The 14342-nt window shown below is 63.5% G+C and carries 19 protein-coding genes; 8 read left to right on the forward strand and 11 right to left on the reverse strand.

Features of this window, described 5'->3' with window-relative positions:
• Window positions 1-73: 73 nt before the first annotated feature.
• The 7 genes from CV770_RS06065 to CV770_RS06100 form a co-directional block, all read right to left on the reverse strand.
• Window positions 74-490, reverse strand: coding sequence for a RidA family protein (locus tag CV770_RS06065; protein WP_104461663.1), 417 nt, complete (start codon window positions 488-490; stop codon window positions 74-76).
• Window positions 491-668: 178 nt separating this feature from the next.
• Entirely contained in the window at window positions 669-932 is a 264-nt protein-coding gene (locus tag CV770_RS06070) for a hypothetical protein (protein WP_091954003.1), read from the reverse strand.
• Between the two features lie 202 nt (window positions 933-1134).
• Window positions 1135-1716 carry a TIGR00645 family protein gene (locus tag CV770_RS06075; protein ID WP_091954000.1) on the reverse strand — a complete coding sequence of 194 codons (582 nt, stop codon included), beginning with the start codon at window positions 1714-1716 and terminating at the stop codon, window positions 1135-1137.
• 33 nt (window positions 1717-1749) lie between these two features.
• Complete coding sequence (locus tag CV770_RS06080) at window positions 1750-2385, reverse strand: TerC family protein (RefSeq protein WP_104461664.1); 636 nt, start codon at window positions 2383-2385, stop codon at window positions 1750-1752.
• Window positions 2382-2744, reverse strand: a complete 363-nt coding sequence (locus tag CV770_RS06085; protein ID WP_201759714.1) for a hypothetical protein — start codon at window positions 2742-2744, stop codon at window positions 2382-2384. The genes CV770_RS06080 and CV770_RS06085 overlap by 4 nt, the downstream gene beginning before the upstream one ends.
• 2 nt (window positions 2745-2746) lie before the next feature.
• On the reverse strand, window positions 2747-3220 hold the full coding sequence (locus CV770_RS06090) for a tellurite resistance TerB family protein (protein WP_104461666.1): 474 nt from the start codon (window positions 3218-3220) through the stop codon (window positions 2747-2749).
• A 344-nt stretch (window positions 3221-3564) separates the two neighbouring features.
• A complete protein-coding gene (locus tag CV770_RS06100) occupies window positions 3565-3945 on the reverse strand; it encodes a nuclear transport factor 2 family protein (protein WP_104461668.1) in 381 nt (126 codons plus the stop codon).
• Between the two features lie 137 nt (window positions 3946-4082).
• Between CV770_RS06100 and CV770_RS06105 the strand changes: the two genes are divergently transcribed.
• From CV770_RS06105 to CV770_RS06115, 3 genes are all read left to right on the forward strand, one after another.
• Window positions 4083-4910, forward strand: coding sequence for a class II glutamine amidotransferase (locus tag CV770_RS06105; protein ID WP_104461669.1), 828 nt, complete (start codon window positions 4083-4085; stop codon window positions 4908-4910).
• A gap of 20 nt (window positions 4911-4930) precedes the next feature.
• Window positions 4931-6157 (forward strand): carboxylate-amine ligase, encoded by a 1227-nt coding sequence (locus CV770_RS06110; protein WP_104461670.1) that lies wholly within the window; start codon window positions 4931-4933, stop codon window positions 6155-6157.
• A gap of 63 nt (window positions 6158-6220) precedes the next feature.
• A complete protein-coding gene (locus CV770_RS06115; RefSeq protein ID WP_104461671.1) occupies window positions 6221-6406 on the forward strand; it encodes a hypothetical protein in 186 nt (61 codons plus the stop codon).
• A 13-nt stretch (window positions 6407-6419) separates the two neighbouring features.
• Here CV770_RS06115 and CV770_RS06120 read toward each other — a convergent pair whose 3' ends face one another.
• Window positions 6420-6728 carry a hypothetical protein gene (locus CV770_RS06120; protein ID WP_245453683.1) on the reverse strand — a complete coding sequence of 103 codons (309 nt, stop codon included), beginning with the start codon at window positions 6726-6728 and terminating at the stop codon, window positions 6420-6422.
• A gap of 380 nt (window positions 6729-7108) precedes the next feature.
• Here CV770_RS06120 and CV770_RS06125 point away from each other — a divergent pair, with 380 nt between their 5' ends.
• The gene (locus tag CV770_RS06125) at window positions 7109-8248 is read left to right on the forward strand and encodes a hypothetical protein (RefSeq protein WP_104461696.1); all 1140 of its coding nucleotides are present in this window, start codon (window positions 7109-7111) and stop codon (window positions 8246-8248) included.
• An 8-nt stretch (window positions 8249-8256) separates the two neighbouring features.
• On the opposite strand, the gene gor is transcribed toward CV770_RS06125, so the two are convergent.
• Genes gor through rpiA form a run of 3 tightly spaced genes read right to left on the reverse strand, consistent with a single transcriptional unit; the run spans window position 8257 to window position 10962 of the window.
• Window positions 8257-9645: a glutathione-disulfide reductase gene (gene gor, locus CV770_RS06130; protein WP_104461672.1), complete on the reverse strand. Its 1389-nt coding sequence runs from the start codon at window positions 9643-9645 to the stop codon at window positions 8257-8259.
• 46 nt (window positions 9646-9691) lie between these two features.
• A complete protein-coding gene (locus CV770_RS06135; protein WP_091953978.1) occupies window positions 9692-10234 on the reverse strand; it encodes a DUF2059 domain-containing protein in 543 nt (180 codons plus the stop codon).
• A 2-nt stretch (window positions 10235-10236) separates the two neighbouring features.
• Window positions 10237-10962, reverse strand: a complete 726-nt coding sequence (gene rpiA, locus CV770_RS06140) for a ribose-5-phosphate isomerase RpiA (protein ID WP_104461697.1) — start codon at window positions 10960-10962, stop codon at window positions 10237-10239.
• A gap of 168 nt (window positions 10963-11130) precedes the next feature.
• Between rpiA and CV770_RS06145 the strand changes: the two genes are divergently transcribed.
• The 4 genes from CV770_RS06145 to CV770_RS06160 all read left to right on the forward strand — a co-directional run bounded on the left by CV770_RS06145 (window position 11131) and on the right by CV770_RS06160 (window position 14334).
• A complete protein-coding gene (locus tag CV770_RS06145) occupies window positions 11131-11805 on the forward strand; it encodes an HAD family hydrolase (RefSeq protein ID WP_104461673.1) in 675 nt (224 codons plus the stop codon).
• A 154-nt stretch (window positions 11806-11959) separates the two neighbouring features.
• Window positions 11960-12454, forward strand: coding sequence for a hypothetical protein (locus CV770_RS06150; protein ID WP_104461674.1), 495 nt, complete (start codon window positions 11960-11962; stop codon window positions 12452-12454).
• A gap of 108 nt (window positions 12455-12562) precedes the next feature.
• Window positions 12563-13582 (forward strand): GTP 3',8-cyclase MoaA, encoded by a 1020-nt coding sequence (gene moaA, locus CV770_RS06155; RefSeq protein ID WP_104461675.1) that lies wholly within the window; start codon window positions 12563-12565, stop codon window positions 13580-13582.
• 170 nt (window positions 13583-13752) lie between these two features.
• The gene (locus CV770_RS06160) at window positions 13753-14334 is read left to right on the forward strand and encodes a TRAP transporter small permease subunit (RefSeq protein ID WP_091953964.1); all 582 of its coding nucleotides are present in this window, start codon (window positions 13753-13755) and stop codon (window positions 14332-14334) included.
• The last annotated feature ends 8 nt before the right edge of the window (window positions 14335-14342 follow it).

The following is a 14342-nucleotide window of genomic DNA, read 5'->3' on the forward strand; positions in this document are numbered from 1 at the left end:
CACCATCGTAACGCGGAAGTCAACCACCTTGAGCGTGATCTGCGGCTTGTGACCCACTGCTGCCGTCAGCCATTTACTTGCGCGCAAGAAAAACGTTAGAGGGTTCGACCTCGATCAGGAAAGCGTCGTTGGCGAGGCTCGGCACCCCGATCCAGGTTGCGCAGGGCGGGTTCTCGCCGAACGCCGCCCTGAGAACGCTGGTGATCGCTCCACTTTCATGCATGTGACTTAGCCTGATGTAGAGTCGGAGTGAGCCGACGTCATCGAGCGTCGCGCCAACCGATGCCAATGCGAGAGCTAGGTTTTCTAGGCTCTTTTCAAGTTGACGCCCGATGTCACCGGCACCGACGATGTTTCGATCGGCATCCCAAGCTACCTGGCCGGACACATTTACCACGTCACCGAACGGCGTCCGAATGACTGTAACCTGAGCAAAACCATACGGCCGGCTATCAAAAAGTCCTGCAGCAACATGGACGGATCGGTTCATTGGGGCTCTTTGCTTTTTGCCGCGGTCAACGGCGCAACTACGACGAATAGAGCATACGAAGGCGACAAGCGACACTTCGGCTCCTGACCCATCGGCGACCTCGGAGGCCATCCGCTCTTCGGCCGATGCTGGCGGTAAACCGGACGTCAGGCGGACAGCGGATTAAAGAGCACAGGCCCTACCGGATGATCGTCGTCAGGGACGAGTAGCGCCTGTTGGGCTTGGCCTCGCCCGGCGCGAACTGCGCGAACGCGTCGCTGACGCGGACCGCCGGCGGCGTGTCGCTCGCAAACCGAAACTCCTTCGGCCGCGGCGCGTAGAAGCTGGCGCGGTAATAGGCGTCGTCGAAGCGCGCCTCACCGACCCCGAACAATGCGTCGCAGACGAGCAGGAGCGCGTAGACTCCCGCGACCGATGCGCCGATCTCCCTCAGAATTGACATGCCGATAGCCCTGCCTTTTGCGAGCAGGATGCAGGTCGGTTCCAAAGGTCTGGTTTAAGGCACCACGCTTCTTGTCCGCAGGGTTTGCCGCGGCTGAGCGGATTGCGGACAATTTTATCGATCTCAAAAAAGAGCCCGCCGGATCGGACGATCAGGCGGGCTCAGGATTGGCCGCTCGGGAGGATTCGGACGGCCAGGTTGATCAGCCGTGGCCGGCCTCCTTGCGATGGCCGTTATCGCTGAGGCGGTCGACCCAGGCGATGCCGATCGCCGAGACGATGAAGGTCATGTGGATCAACACCTGCCACATCACGCCGGTCTCGGTGAAATTGCTGCGCGTGGTGCCGAGATTGCCGGCCTCGATGAAGGTCCTGAGCAACGAGATCGAGGAGATGCCGATGATCGCCATCGCGAGCTTGATCTTGAGCACGCTGGCATTGACATGGCTCAGCCATTCCGGCTCGTCGGGATGACCGGTCAGATTCAGGCGGGAAACGAAGGTCTCGTAGCCACCGACGATCACCATGATCAGAAGGTTCGAGATCATGACGACGTCGATCAGCCCGAGCACGACCAGCATGATCTGCTGCTCGCTGGCGTCGAACGAGTGCGCGACCAGATGCCAGAGCTCCTTCAGGAACAGCAGCACATAGACGGCCTGCGCGACGATCAGGCCGACATAGAGCGGCACTTGCAGCCAACGCGAGCCAAAGATGAGCTGCGCAAACAGGCCTAGGCGCGGCGGCTCGACCTGCGCCGAAGGTGCTTTGGGTTCGGACGTCATGAATTACTCCGGATTGCGGAAAGAGTTGTCGCCTCAGAGACTCGCGATGACAGGCGCGAGCTCGAGCGAGCCCCGATAGATCATCTCGAAGGCGACGTAAATGATGATGGCGAGGCCGATATAGGCGACCCAGCGATGCTTCTGGAGCACGCGGCCAAGCAGGTCGGCGGCAACGCCCATCATCGCGACCGACAGCAACAGCCCGAAGACAAGAATGTAGGGATGCTCGCGCGCGGCGCCGGCGACCGCGAGCACGTTGTCGAGCGACATCGAGACGTCGGCGGCAACGATCTGCACCGCAGCCTGACCGAAGGTCTTTCGCTGCACGGTCGCACCATCCGCGCCGCCGCCATGGCTGAACGCCAGATGCCTCGCATGCGCCTGCTCGCGCAGCTCGCGCCACATCTTCCAGCAAACCCAGAGCAGCAATACGCCGCCGGCAAGCAACAGGCCGATGACCTGCAGCAGCTGGGTCGCGACGCCGGCGAAGACGATGCGCAGTACCGTGGCGGCGGCGATACCGACGATGATGGCGCGGCGGCGCTGTTCGGCCGGAAGTCCCGCTGCGGCGAGGCCGATGACGACGGCATTGTCGCCGGCGAGAACGAGGTCGATCAGGACGACTTGAAGGAGGGCAGTGAGCGCTTCGGGTGTGATGAATTCAATCATGTTTGATCATTTTTTGGCGCAGACGGATCGAGCCAATGCGGCTTCTTCCGCTCGACCCAATCCAGGACCTTCGACCGTGAGGAGCGCAACGCAGGCACGTCCTCGGCAAGCAGCGCGAGACCGAGCGGCAGCATCCAGACGCCGAGGATCGGAAGAAAGGAAAGCACGCCGCCCACAATGAGGAGCGCGCCCGATGGAATTCGGACCCAGCGGTTCGACGGCTTGAGCAGATAGGTGACCGTGTCACCCATGCGGGGCGGCAGCCGATCGACGAGCTTTTCGAGGCGCGGGTCGCCGCCGGCCATTTCGCTGGCGGGACTTGCGGCTTCACTCGTACGCTCGTGCGATGCTGCGTTCATGCTCACTCCTCTATGGCCGTCCGCCGTTCGGTGCGCCCTTGACCCGACGTGACCGGCTTCGCGCGCGGCAGCACCAGCGTCAGCAAGCGCAACAATTTGATCGCCTGCACTTCATGGGGATGGACGTCCTCATCCGCCGCAGCAACGCGCTCCGACAGCTCCATCAGATGGGACGACAGCGGCAAGTTCGAAACCGGCCGCAGCGTGTCGATCACGACATTGGCAAAATCCGGTTCCTCGAGCCGTTCGGCGAGTTCATCGAACATCGCATAGAGCCGTTCGTCCGAAATGTGCGGCGCCAGCTTGCGATCCTTGATGAAACGGATCACCTCGTCGCGCTCGACCGGCGAAACCCGCCGGTCGGCAACCGCGACCAGCGCGCCCACGATCACCAGCGCGACCGCGGCCTGCTCGTTCAGGCTGGACGGTTCCGTGATTTCGATTTCGATCGGATTTGAATGCTTGGCGTCAGTCATCGTTGCTCCTCAATGTTGCGAAATGGCCGCACGGAGCTGCGATGGGGACGAATGGTCGGAGAGAACGTACAGAGGCCCGACGATCGGCCGATCCATCGCATTCGCGCGGGACAGGTCATCCGACATCACGAGGTTTGCCGACATCGTCGACGTCCTCGCCAGAGGGGCCCGGATTCTTGTTCGTGTCAGACATAAAGGTGGGTCCGTCGGAATCAAGGCGAGATGACTGCGACCAGCCGCCGCATCGGTTCCATGGTGTTCCGGACGCGCTGCGCACCGCTAAGGCGCTGCGCTTGTCCGAGGCAAGAGGCCACTATCTCGTCGCGTACCTGCATCAACGTGTCTCACCCCACCGGCTCGACCAGATGCGCACGGGATGGCGCGGGATCGAACCGGTCGCCGAAATATTGCGTCTCGTGCGTCACCAGCCCGTCATGGAATTCCATGATGCTCACGACATAAGACGGCACCCCATCATAGCTCAGCACGAATTCACTGACCCAAAGATCGCCGCCGCCAACGATCCGCCGAACCGTGAAGCGCTTCTGGTTCGGCTGCACGAACCTGCTCTCCTGAATGTTCTTGCGACCGCGGATGCGCTCGCCCGACTGCGGATAGTCGAGCACTGCGTCCACGCGATAGATATCGTGCTCGACCTCGAAATCATTGGCATCCGAGGCGTCCCAATGTCGCTGAAGCGCGGCCAATACGGCTTGATCGTTCATCTCGGCCTCCAATGTCGACTTGCCGCATCGTAACACTGAACTCGGCTCTGGTGATCGCTGCTTGGCGCCGGGAACCACGAGGCCGGCACGCCGGTTAGTGCAGCTCACAACCCATCCGCCGCCTCACAGGAACTCCCATGTGCCGCTGGATCGCATACCGTGGCGAGACCACCTCGTTTGAGCCTTATGTCACCGAGCCCGAACATTCGCTGGTCGCGCAGAGCATCCGCTCGCTGCAATCCACGGCGGGCTCGAATGGCGACGGCTTTGGTCTCGGCTGGTACGGCGAGCATCCGGAGCCCGGCCTTTATCGCGAGACCCGCCCAGCCTGGTCGGACGAAAACCTGCGCTATCTCTGCCGGCATCTGCGCTCGCACTTGTTCTTTGCCCATGTGCGCGCCGCCACCGGCACGGCGGTGACGCGACAGAACTGCCATCCCTTTGCCTGCGGCTACTGGATGTTCATGCACAACGGTTTCGTCGGGAGCTGGAATCGGCTGCGGCGCAAGGTCGAGGCGCTGATCCCCGATGCTTATTATCCGTCGCGGCTGGGCACGACCGATTCGGAGGCTGTGTTCCTGGCGATGATGGGCGCCGGCCTCGACAGCGATCCGCTTGGAGCGACGCGGCGCGTGCTGCAGGCCCTCGTCGGCCTCGTCAATGAAGGCCAGCTGCGCGAACGGCTGCGCTTCACCAGTGCGATCGCCAACGGCCTGGATCTCTATGCGTTTCGAGTTGCGGTCAACGACGCCGCAAATACGCTCTATTACCGGGAGGACGGCGGCCAGGTCATCGTCGTGTCCGAACCGTTCGACAAGGAATCGGACTGGACCGAAGTGCCGCCAAATCACGCGCTGATCGCGCGCGCGTCCGAAAACGTGAAGATTGTTCCGTTCGACGTTGCAATTTCCGGTGAGTGCGACGCGGAACCCGCCCCCGTCAGACGGATTATCGCCCGCAGGTAATGCCTTTGCCGGGTGGCCCAATGACATCTACTTCGGACGTTTTGAAACTGCTGCGCCTCGATTCGGGTGACAAGCAGCACCTGGTCATTCGCTCTGCCGGCGGCGGGGCCAAGGCAGCTGAGTATTCCTTCGGGATCGAGGAGGAATATTTCTTGGCGGACCGCCGCAGCTTCGAGGTCGCCATTCAGACTCCGAACGAGCTGTTCGAATCGGCGAACTGGTCGACCGGCGGCCAGGCCATGCGGGAGATGCTGCAATCCCAGCTCGAGGTCGCCACCAACGTCCACGTCGACGTCAACGACGCCCGCGAAGAGCTTCGCTTCCTGCGGCGCGAAGTCGCCAACGTCGCCGCGCAATATGGTTTCGTGATCATGGCCTGCGGCACGCACCCGACCGCTGTCTGGCGCATGTCGCAGCCGAGCCCGAAACCGCGCTATGAGGAGATGATCGAGGATCTGCGCAGCATCGGCCATCGCAACATGATGTGCGGCATGCATGTGCACGTCCAGCTGCCCGATCCCGAGAAGCGCATGGCGGTGATGCGGGCAATGCTGCCGCATCTGCCGCTGTTCATCGCGCTGTCCGCCTCCTCCCCGTTCTGGAATTCGCACAAGACCGGGCTGAAGGGCTACCGTCTTGCCGCCTATTCCGAGCTGCCGCGCACCGGCCTGCCCGAACTGTTCGAGAGCAGGCAGGATTACGACGACTATGTCGGCGCCTTGCAGCGCTCCGGCGTGATTCCCGACGAGAGCCACATCTGGTGGGCGATGCGCCCGTCAATGCGGCACCCGACCCTCGAGCTTCGGGCGCCCGACACCTGCACCTTCATCGACGACGCCGTCGCCATCGCCTCGCTCTATCGCTGCCTGACGCGCCACCTCTATCTGCGGCCGGATCTGTCCAAAGGGGTCACCGCGGTCGAACGCGCAATTGCGGTAGAGAATAAATGGCGCGCCCAGCGCTACGGCACCGATTGCATCTTCGCCTCCAGAGACGGACCCGTCACGATCTCGGAGATGCTCTCCCGAATCATCGACGACACCGCCGGGGACGCCGACGCACTGGGCTGCGCCGCCGAGATCGAGCATTGCCGCGTCATCATAGACCGCGGCAGTTCTGCCGAATTCCAGCTTCGCGCCTATCGCGAAAACGGCGACGACATCGCAGCCGTGTCACGATGGATCGCTACATCGACGATCTCAGGGACGAGCGCGCCGATCGGGCGCAGTGCTCCAGCGCCGTCATAGCGCCCACGCAAGCTTCGCGGACGAGAACGTCATTTCTGAATTTGCTACGCCGTGGGGGAATGCATGACTGACATCGCCTGGTGCGCCGGTTGCGGCCACAGCCTGGTCCCGATCCTGTCCGAGAACGGCCGCGTGCGGCCAAGCTGCTTCTGGTGCGAGGGCGTCGATTCGCGGACCATGGAGATGGCAAAGTGGGCTGACAGCCCGGCCGGCAAGCCGGATCGGGCTGCGCCTCACGCTTTTGATTGAGCCGCCCTCCGCGTCAAACCCGCGCCACCACGCGCGGACGGAACACGGAATCCACGGTCGGTGAAAGAGCCGCGACCGGCTTTCGCGTCGGCCGGCGCCGCGGGATGAAGAAATTGTTCACGACGATCGGCTCGTGATCACCGAGCGCGATCCGCTCCTTCGCGAGCAGGCTCATGACCGAGCGCATCTTGATGACTTCCTGCGCCACGAAGCTGCAGTCCTCGTCGCGGTTGATCTGCTCATGCATGATCGCTTCGGCTTCGCGCATGCTGACGCGGAGCGCTCTGATGGTTCTGCGAATTTCGCTGATACGGTTGTCCATGGCTGCCTCCATCTCGGTCGCAGCAGCATAAGAACAAACCATGAACAATCTGTCAATCGCCGCCCGGCCCGGGTCGCGACGTTTTCGCTAAATCCCGAAGGCGCCATCGGACCGATCCGGCACCGCCGCCGCTGCACGCGCACTGGCGGGGCTTGCCGACAAATTAGACAGGTCCCCTCGCTGCGCCGGACGCGCGTCCCCGGCACGCGTCCGACGATCAGAACAAGCCGTCGATCTAACCTCCCGTGCAACCACCGGATTTTTCCTGAACGGGCACGCCGGCATCGCGGCGCCAGGCCCGCTTGCTGCTTCGCAAACCAACTGGCCCAAAATTCGCAATGACGGTGCAAGCGAAGCAACGGCGCAGAGCGGAGAACGTCATGAACGTGCATGCTGCGGGCGATCTCAGGACGACCGGCCTCACCCATCCGAATGGCGCGCCGCTCCGCCTCAACACGCAGGACTTCATCGCGATCGATCGCGATCGGAATGCGAAGTTCGAGGCGACGTATCGCCCGCAAGCACTCTACAATCGCGCCAATGAAGGCTTTCACGCCAACAACGAAACCTTCCTGCTCCACGAAGTCGCGACCAATCTGCCGATCTACCGTCCCGACACCGGTCCCACCGACTTCCATCTGCATCTTCCACCCGGCGGCTTTCAGCTCGTGCTGGTCACCTCGGGGGCTTTCACCTTCGACTATGACGGGCGCTTCTACAATGTCGGCCCCGGCGCGGTGATGCTGCAAAGCGCGATCGTGCATCGCCAGCTGTTCTACACCTGGTCGGGCCTGTCGACCGAAGAGAATTTGAAGACGCCGCAGACGGTGGTGCCGGATCCGGTCTCGATGGGCTGTTCGGGCAAATTCCTCGAAGCCTTCATCACCGATCCCACCACCTTTCCGAATCCCACGATCGTCGGTCCCGATCAGATCAACGAAGCCGAAACGCCGCGCGTGGCCTGGAGCCATCCGCTGCACGATCGCCCGGCCAATGCCGGCTTCTGGCTTCAGGATCCGCTGGCGCTGGATGCACTGTTCAAGCCGCTTGGCGACGGCTCGATCAAGTCAGCGCTGCCGGTTTACGTGCGCGACATCGGCATCGAGGCACCGAGCGGCCAGCTCGTCACCGGCCACATCATCGCAACAGATCCGCGCGGCCGGTCGCTTCTGCCGAAGAGTACATCGACATCCGCGGACGCCGCCTCGTTCGCCAAGGGCGAGGTCGTGATCTATCGCGTCATTCGCGGCACGGCCGAATTCAAGAACAAGGCGGGCGAGACCTTCGAGCTCGCGGCCGGCGACGTCGTGACCGCAGGCAAGAGCTCGATCAGCCTCATTGCGGTCGGCGAGAACACGCAGGTGCTCCGGCTCGGCCTTCTCAGGGGCATCGACGACCTTCGCGGCTGGACGCCGACGCAGCGCGACGAGATCGACGGTCTCGCCGGCCAGATCATCACGCAGAAGGACATTCGTCCACTGCGCACCGAAGGCAAGCCGGTCGGATATCTCTACGCTTAGGAGACGCCCTACTCCGCGGCCTGGCGCACGTGGCGCGCGGTCGGGGTGCGCATGGTGACGAGCTCTTCGGCTGCGGTCGGATGCAGCGCGATCGTCGCGTCGAAATCAGCCTTGGTCGCCTTCATCTTCACCGCGATCGCGACGGCTTGCGTGATCTCGGCGGCGGCATCGCCGACGATGTGGCAGCCGAGCACGCGATCCGTCGAGCCATCGACCACGAGCTTCATCAGCACACGGGTGTCGCGGCCGGACATCGTCGCCTTGATCGGGCGGAACGAGGTCTTGTAGATGTCGACATGACTGAACTGCGCGCGCGCCTCGGTCTCGGTCAGACCAACGGTGCCGACCTCCGGCTGCGAGAACACCGCGGTCGGGATGTTGGCGTGGTCGACCTTCACCTCGCGCTTGCCGAACACGGTGTCGGCGAAGGCGTGGCCTTCGCGGATCGCGACCGGCGTCAGGTTGAAGCGATGGGTGACGTCGCCGATCGCATAAATGCTGTCGACCGAGCTCCGGGAGAAATGGTCGACCGCGATGCCGCCATTCGCAGGATTAATGGCGACGCCGGCGTTCTCGAGCCCGAGATTGGCCACCGCCGGATGGCGGCCGATCGCGAACATCACCTGCTCCGAGGCGATGCTCGACCCGTTCGACAGATGCGTGGTGAATTCATCGCCGTGGCGATCGACCTTGCTCACCGTGCAGCCGGTGAGAATGGTAATGCCCTGCTTCTCCATCTCGGCACGAACGTGGGTGCGAACATCCTCGTCAAAACCGCGGAGGATGTTGTCGCCGCGATAGATCACGGTGACGTCGGAGCCGAAGCCGGCGAAGATGCCGGCGAATTCCAGCGCGATGTAGCCGCCGCCCTGGATCACGATCCGCTTCGGCAGCTTCTTCAGGTGGAACGCCTCGTTGGAGGAGATCACGTGCTCGATGCCGGGAATCGACGCGCCGTGGTTGGGCGCGCCGCCGGTGGCGATCAGGATGTATCTTGCGGTGATCTTGCGGTCGTTTTCGAGCAGGCGGACCGTGTGCTTGTCCTCGATCACCGCCCGGCTCTTGACGATTTGCGCGCCTGACTTCTCGACATTGGCGGTGTAGGCCGCCTCCAGCCGCGCGATTTCCTTGTCCTTGTTGGCGATCAGCGTCGGCCAGTCGAAGCTGGCGGACGGAACGGTCCAGCCGTAACCTGCGGCGTCCTCGAGCTCGTGACGAAAATGCGAGCCGATCACGAACAGCTTCTTCGGCACGCAGCCGCGGATCACGCAGGTCCCGCCCATGCGGTACTCTTCCGCAATCGTCACGCGGGCGCCGTAACCGGCCGCGATGCGGGCGGCACGCACGCCGCCCGAGCCGCCACCGATGACGAAGAGGTCGACGTCGAATTCAGCCATTGTCCACTCCGACCCCTGTCAGGAAGTCCTGATCAGATAGTGTCTGTCAGATCTCCTTGCCACGCTTGCGCATCTCGGCGCGGAAGGCTCCCATCACGGTCTCGGCGAAGTTCTGGGCCCAGGAGTTCATGAAGGCCATGGACAGGCCGATGGCGCGCGGCTCGGCGTCGATCAGCTTCTTGCCCAGCGGCGACTTGTAGAAGGTGACGAGATCCTTCAGCTCCTGCTCGGTGAACTCGCTGGCATAGATCTGCGCCATGCCTTCGCCGATCTCGTTCTGGCGGCCTTGCAGCTGCTGGGCGACGATCGGGGCGACCTCGTTGAGATCCTTCTGGTAGTTGAGGTTCTGCTGGGTCAGCGCGATCTTGGTCTTCTCGACCAGACCAGGCACGGCGCCCGCGTACATCGCGGTGGCGTTCTTGATCTGCAGGATCTCCCTCGCCGCCGCGATCGCCGCAGGCGAGGCTTTGGGCTGGGCGGGCGCAGCGCCAGCCTTGGGCGCGGCCTGCTGCGCAGCGGCCGGGACGACCGAGAGGGCCAGTCCCACAGCGAGGGTCGCAGCCGGCAAAAATTTCAAAACGCACTTCATTCCTAGTCTCCTTTCGGCTTACGCCGTTCAATCACGCGAATTCCCTCGCCGCCCGCCAGAACAGCCGAGCTGGCCAAGCCAATGAACAACCCGTGCTCGACCACGCCGGGGATCGCGCTCAACGCGCTGGCGAGGCGGGCAGGATCCTCGATCTGTCCGAGCTGGGCATCGACGATCCAGTGGCCGCCGTCGGTGACGAAAACGTGGCCGTCCTTGTCCCCGCCCTTGGCCTTGCGGACCGCCATTTGCCCGGAAACGCCGCATTGGGCAAATGCCTTCTCGATCGCACGGCGTGTTGCGCCAAGGCCGAACGGGATGACCTCGATCGGCAGCGGAAATTTGCCGAGCGTGGGCACCCATTTGGTGTCATCTGCAATCACGATCATGCGATCCGACGCGGCCGCCACGATCTTCTCACGCAGCAGCGCACCGCCGCCGCCCTTGATCAGGTTGAGTTCGGCATCGATCTCGTCGGCGCCGTCGACCGTGATGTCGAGATGGTCGATCTCGTCGAGCGTAGTCAGCGGCACGCCGCACCGCGTCGCATCGAGGCGCGTCGCCTCGGAGGTCGGCACGCCGATCACCTTGAGCCCGGCAGCGACGCGCTCGCCGAGCAGCTCGACGAAATGCTTGGCGGTCGAGCCGGTGCCGAGCCCGAGCTGCATGCCGTCCCGCACCTCCTCGAGCGCGCGCGCCGCGGCCTGTCGCTTCAACTGGTCCATATTCACGTTTGCGCCCGCCTCTGAAGTCTCGAACATGCCGCCGATCGTGGCCGCTTTCGGCGGCCTGTGTAGCCTCGTTTTCCGCCGGAGAACAGGGTCTGGGGAACAGGCTATAAGCTGATCTTATGGCGCCACCCCTTGCACTGACCTGACCGGGCCGGTAGCGCTTGGACCATGACCTCCCCTCACACCATCGTCTTCGATCTCGACGGCACGCTTGTGGATACGGCGCCCGACCTGATCACCGCGCTGAACCACGTGCTCGACCGCGAAGGGCTGCCGCCCGTGCCGATGGCCTCGGCCCGCAACATGATCGGCGCCGGCGCCCGCAAGCTGATCGAGCGGGGGCTGGAGGCCGAGGGCCGCACGGTCACCCCCGCCGACATGGACCGGATGACCGCGGATTTCATCGCCTATTACGCCGATCATATCGCCGTCGAATCCCGGCCCTTCGAGGGGCTCGAGGCCGCGCTGGACCATTTTTCCGCGCAAGGCCATCGCCTCGCCGTCTGCACCAACAAGCTGGAATGGCTGTCGAAGCGGCTGCTGGACCAGCTCGACCTCAGTCGCCGCTTCGCGGCAATCTGCGGCGCGGACACCTTTGGCGTCCAGAAGCCCGACCCGACCATCTTCCGAGAAACGGTTGCGCGCGCCGGCGGAGCAGTCAAATCCAGCATCATGGTCGGCGATGCCGGAACCGATGTCGGGGTGGCCCGCCGCGCCGGGGTGCCGGTGATCGGGGTCAGCTTTGGCTATACCGACGTGCCGATCGCCGAGCTGAAGCCGGACCGGCTGATCCATCACATGCGTGACCTGCCGGCCGCCGCCAGCAGCCTGATGACGGCATAGCCCTATCAAGCCATTGATATGGCGTCGTTATTCCGCGAAATACCCCTTAACCATTCATTATCTATGCGCAGCCCGCCGGTTGCCTGCCCCAGACGACGCTCCTAAGGTCCGCGCGGGTTATGTGGCGGTTCGTCGCAGTTGAAGTGGATGGGTCATTCGTCGTGTCATCGCGGTTGCGTTAGCCGGAGCGAGTCTATTGGGAGCGGCAAGTCTTGGTGGCTGCTCCTCGATGTCCTCGGACATGTTCAAATCGGCTCCGCCGACCGTCCAGGTCCGAATCGAATCCAACCCGCTAGGTGCCGACGCCACGACCTCGCTCGGGCCGGGCTGCAAGACACCCTGCTCCGTCTCGGTTCCCGCACCCGAGGCCCCGTTTACGGTCGCTTTCGCGCTGCCCAAGTACCAGCCGGCGAGCGTCCCGGTGAACGTGATCAAGAATCCCGGGGATTTCACCACCCCGGCCGCGGTGGCCACCGACCCCAATCCGGTGTTCGCGGAACTCCAGCCGGCCACTCCGCCGAAACCGATCCGCAAGCCGCACCGGCCCAGGAAGCCCAAACCGGCCGCCGCTGCGCCTGCCGCGGCACCGACTGAGGCCGCAACGGCCGCGGGCTCACCATTCCCCGATCCGAATGCCGGCAGGCGCTGATCTACGTATACCACCCGATTGTCCTCGCCGCGTCCGATGCTTAGATTGGGTGCCGAGCACCGCTGAAGCCAAGGTGCGCCCGTCGCCGCCAGTGACAAGGCCTCTCGCATGAACGGATCCGCCGCGCTGTCCACCCCGATGACCGATCCGTTCGGGCGGACCATCAGCTATTTGCGCGTTTCGGTCACCGACCGCTGCGACCTCCGCTGCTTCTACTGCATGTCGGAAGACATGACGTTCCTGCCCAAAGCGCACCTGTTGACGCTGGAGGAGCTCGACCGGCTCTGCTCGGCCTTCATCGCCAAGGGCGTCAAGAAGCTGCGGCTCACCGGTGGCGAGCCGCTGGTCCGGCGCAACGTGATGACGCTGGTCCGCTCGCTGTCGCGGCATCTGTCGAGCGGCGCCCTGAACGAGCTGACGCTGACCACCAACGGCACCCAGCTTGCGAAACACGCAAGCGAGCTCGCCGATTGTGGCGTGCGCCGCATCAACGTCTCGCTCGATACGCTCGATCCCAAGAAGTTTCGCGAGATCACCCGCTGGGGCGAGATCGACAAGGTGCTGGAAGGCATCGAGGCCGCGCGCGCCGCAGGACTTGCCGTGAAGATCAACGCGGTGGCGCTGAAGAACCTCAACGAGGACGAGCTTCCCGACCTGATGCGCTGGGCCCACGGCAAGGGCATGGGCCTGACGCTGATCGAGGTCATGCCGATGGGCGAGATCGGCTCGGGCCGCATCGACCAGTATCTGCCGCTCTCGCTGGTGCGCGCGCGCCTCGCCCAGCAATTCACGCTGACGGATTTAGCGGAGAGCACCGGAGGTCCGGCCCGCTATGTCAGCGTCAGCGAGACCGGCGGCAAGCTCGGCTTCATCACGCCGATGACCCATAATTTCTGCGAATCCTGCAACCGGGTTCGCATTACCTGTACGGGAACGCTGCACACCTGCCTCGGCCACGAGGATGCCTCCGATCTGCGCAAACCTCTGCGTGCATCCGATGACGACATGCTGCTTGCAGATGCGATCGACCGCGCCATCGGCCTGAAACCCAAGGGCCACGATTTCATCATCGACCGCCGCCACGACCGTCCCAGCGTCTCCAGGCACATGAGCGTCACCGGCGGCTGACACCCTCGGCTGCGGCCTTATTCCCCTTAACTATCAACAAACTTCCAATTGACGGGCGGCACGCCCGCTGGTTTGGTGCGGCAGCCTCATGCCTGCGCGGCGAGACAAGCCACGCGCCCGCTTCGGCGCAGTCAAGACGGCCGGGGCACACCATCGGGGAGGACCTATCGTTGCAAGCGCTCCTGAAGCTGAGCCAAGGGATCGACGCGTTCACACGCTGGACGGGCAAACGCCTGGCGTGGCTGATCGTGGCCGCCGTCATCATCTCGGCGGTCAATGCGATCATCCGCAAGACGTTCGACACCTCCTCCAATTCGTGGCTCGAGTTGCAATGGGTGCTGTTCAGCATCGTGTTTCTGCTGTGCTCGCCCTGGACGCTGCTCGACAACGAGCATATCCGCATCGACATCGTGAACAACACGCTGCCGAAGACGGTCCGCAACCTCATCGATGTGATCGGTCACCTGTTCTTCCTCATTCCGCTGTGCATCGTCATGATCATCACCGGCGTGCCGTTCTTCCAGCGCTCGTTCCATATCAACGAGCAATCCGGCAACGCCGGCGGTCTGCCGCAATGGCCCGCCAAATCCCTGATCATGATCGGGTTCGCCTTCCTGCTCGTTCAAGGCATCTCCGAGCTGATCAAGCGAATTGCCGTCATGCGCGGAATGATTCCGGACCCGCATGAATCCCAGGTGTCGGCGCTGGAGGCGGAAGTCGAGCATCTCGTCGAAGCGATCGAGAAGAAGTAGCCGTTGGC

It is taken from the genome of Bradyrhizobium sp. AC87j1, assembly GCF_002936975.1.
GTDB lineage: Bacteria > Pseudomonadota > Alphaproteobacteria > Rhizobiales > Xanthobacteraceae > Bradyrhizobium > Bradyrhizobium shewense.

What these genes read in the sequence shown, in the direction of transcription:
- CV770_RS06065 (WP_104461663.1), bottom strand. Translation starts at nt 490, where the DNA reads ATGAACCGATCCGTCCATGTTGCTGCAGGACTTTTTGATAGCCGGCCG.
- CV770_RS06070 (WP_091954003.1), bottom strand. Translation starts at nt 932, where the DNA reads ATGTCAATTCTGAGGGAGATCGGCGCATCGGTCGCGGGAGTCTACGCG.
- CV770_RS06075 (WP_091954000.1), bottom strand. Translation starts at nt 1,716, where the DNA reads ATGACGTCCGAACCCAAAGCACCTTCGGCGCAGGTCGAGCCGCCGCGC.
- CV770_RS06080 (WP_104461664.1), bottom strand. Translation starts at nt 2,385, where the DNA reads ATGATTGAATTCATCACACCCGAAGCGCTCACTGCCCTCCTTCAAGTC.
- CV770_RS06085 (WP_201759714.1), bottom strand. Translation starts at nt 2,744, where the DNA reads ATGAACGCAGCATCGCACGAGCGTACGAGTGAAGCCGCAAGTCCCGCC.
- CV770_RS06090 (WP_104461666.1), bottom strand. Translation starts at nt 3,220, where the DNA reads ATGACTGACGCCAAGCATTCAAATCCGATCGAAATCGAAATCACGGAA.
- CV770_RS06100 (WP_104461668.1), bottom strand. Translation starts at nt 3,945, where the DNA reads ATGAACGATCAAGCCGTATTGGCCGCGCTTCAGCGACATTGGGACGCC.
- CV770_RS06105 (WP_104461669.1), top strand. Translation starts at nt 4,083, where the DNA reads ATGTGCCGCTGGATCGCATACCGTGGCGAGACCACCTCGTTTGAGCCT.
- CV770_RS06110 (WP_104461670.1), top strand. Translation starts at nt 4,931, where the DNA reads ATGACATCTACTTCGGACGTTTTGAAACTGCTGCGCCTCGATTCGGGT.
- CV770_RS06115 (WP_104461671.1), top strand. Translation starts at nt 6,221, where the DNA reads ATGACTGACATCGCCTGGTGCGCCGGTTGCGGCCACAGCCTGGTCCCG.
- CV770_RS06120 (WP_245453683.1), bottom strand. Translation starts at nt 6,728, where the DNA reads ATGGACAACCGTATCAGCGAAATTCGCAGAACCATCAGAGCGCTCCGC.
- CV770_RS06125 (WP_104461696.1), top strand. Translation starts at nt 7,109, where the DNA reads ATGAACGTGCATGCTGCGGGCGATCTCAGGACGACCGGCCTCACCCAT.
- gor (WP_104461672.1), bottom strand. Translation starts at nt 9,645, where the DNA reads ATGGCTGAATTCGACGTCGACCTCTTCGTCATCGGTGGCGGCTCGGGC.
- CV770_RS06135 (WP_091953978.1), bottom strand. Translation starts at nt 10,234, where the DNA reads ATGAAGTGCGTTTTGAAATTTTTGCCGGCTGCGACCCTCGCTGTGGGA.
- CV770_RS06145 (WP_104461673.1), top strand. Translation starts at nt 11,131, where the DNA reads ATGACCTCCCCTCACACCATCGTCTTCGATCTCGACGGCACGCTTGTG.
- moaA (WP_104461675.1), top strand. Translation starts at nt 12,563, where the DNA reads ATGAACGGATCCGCCGCGCTGTCCACCCCGATGACCGATCCGTTCGGG.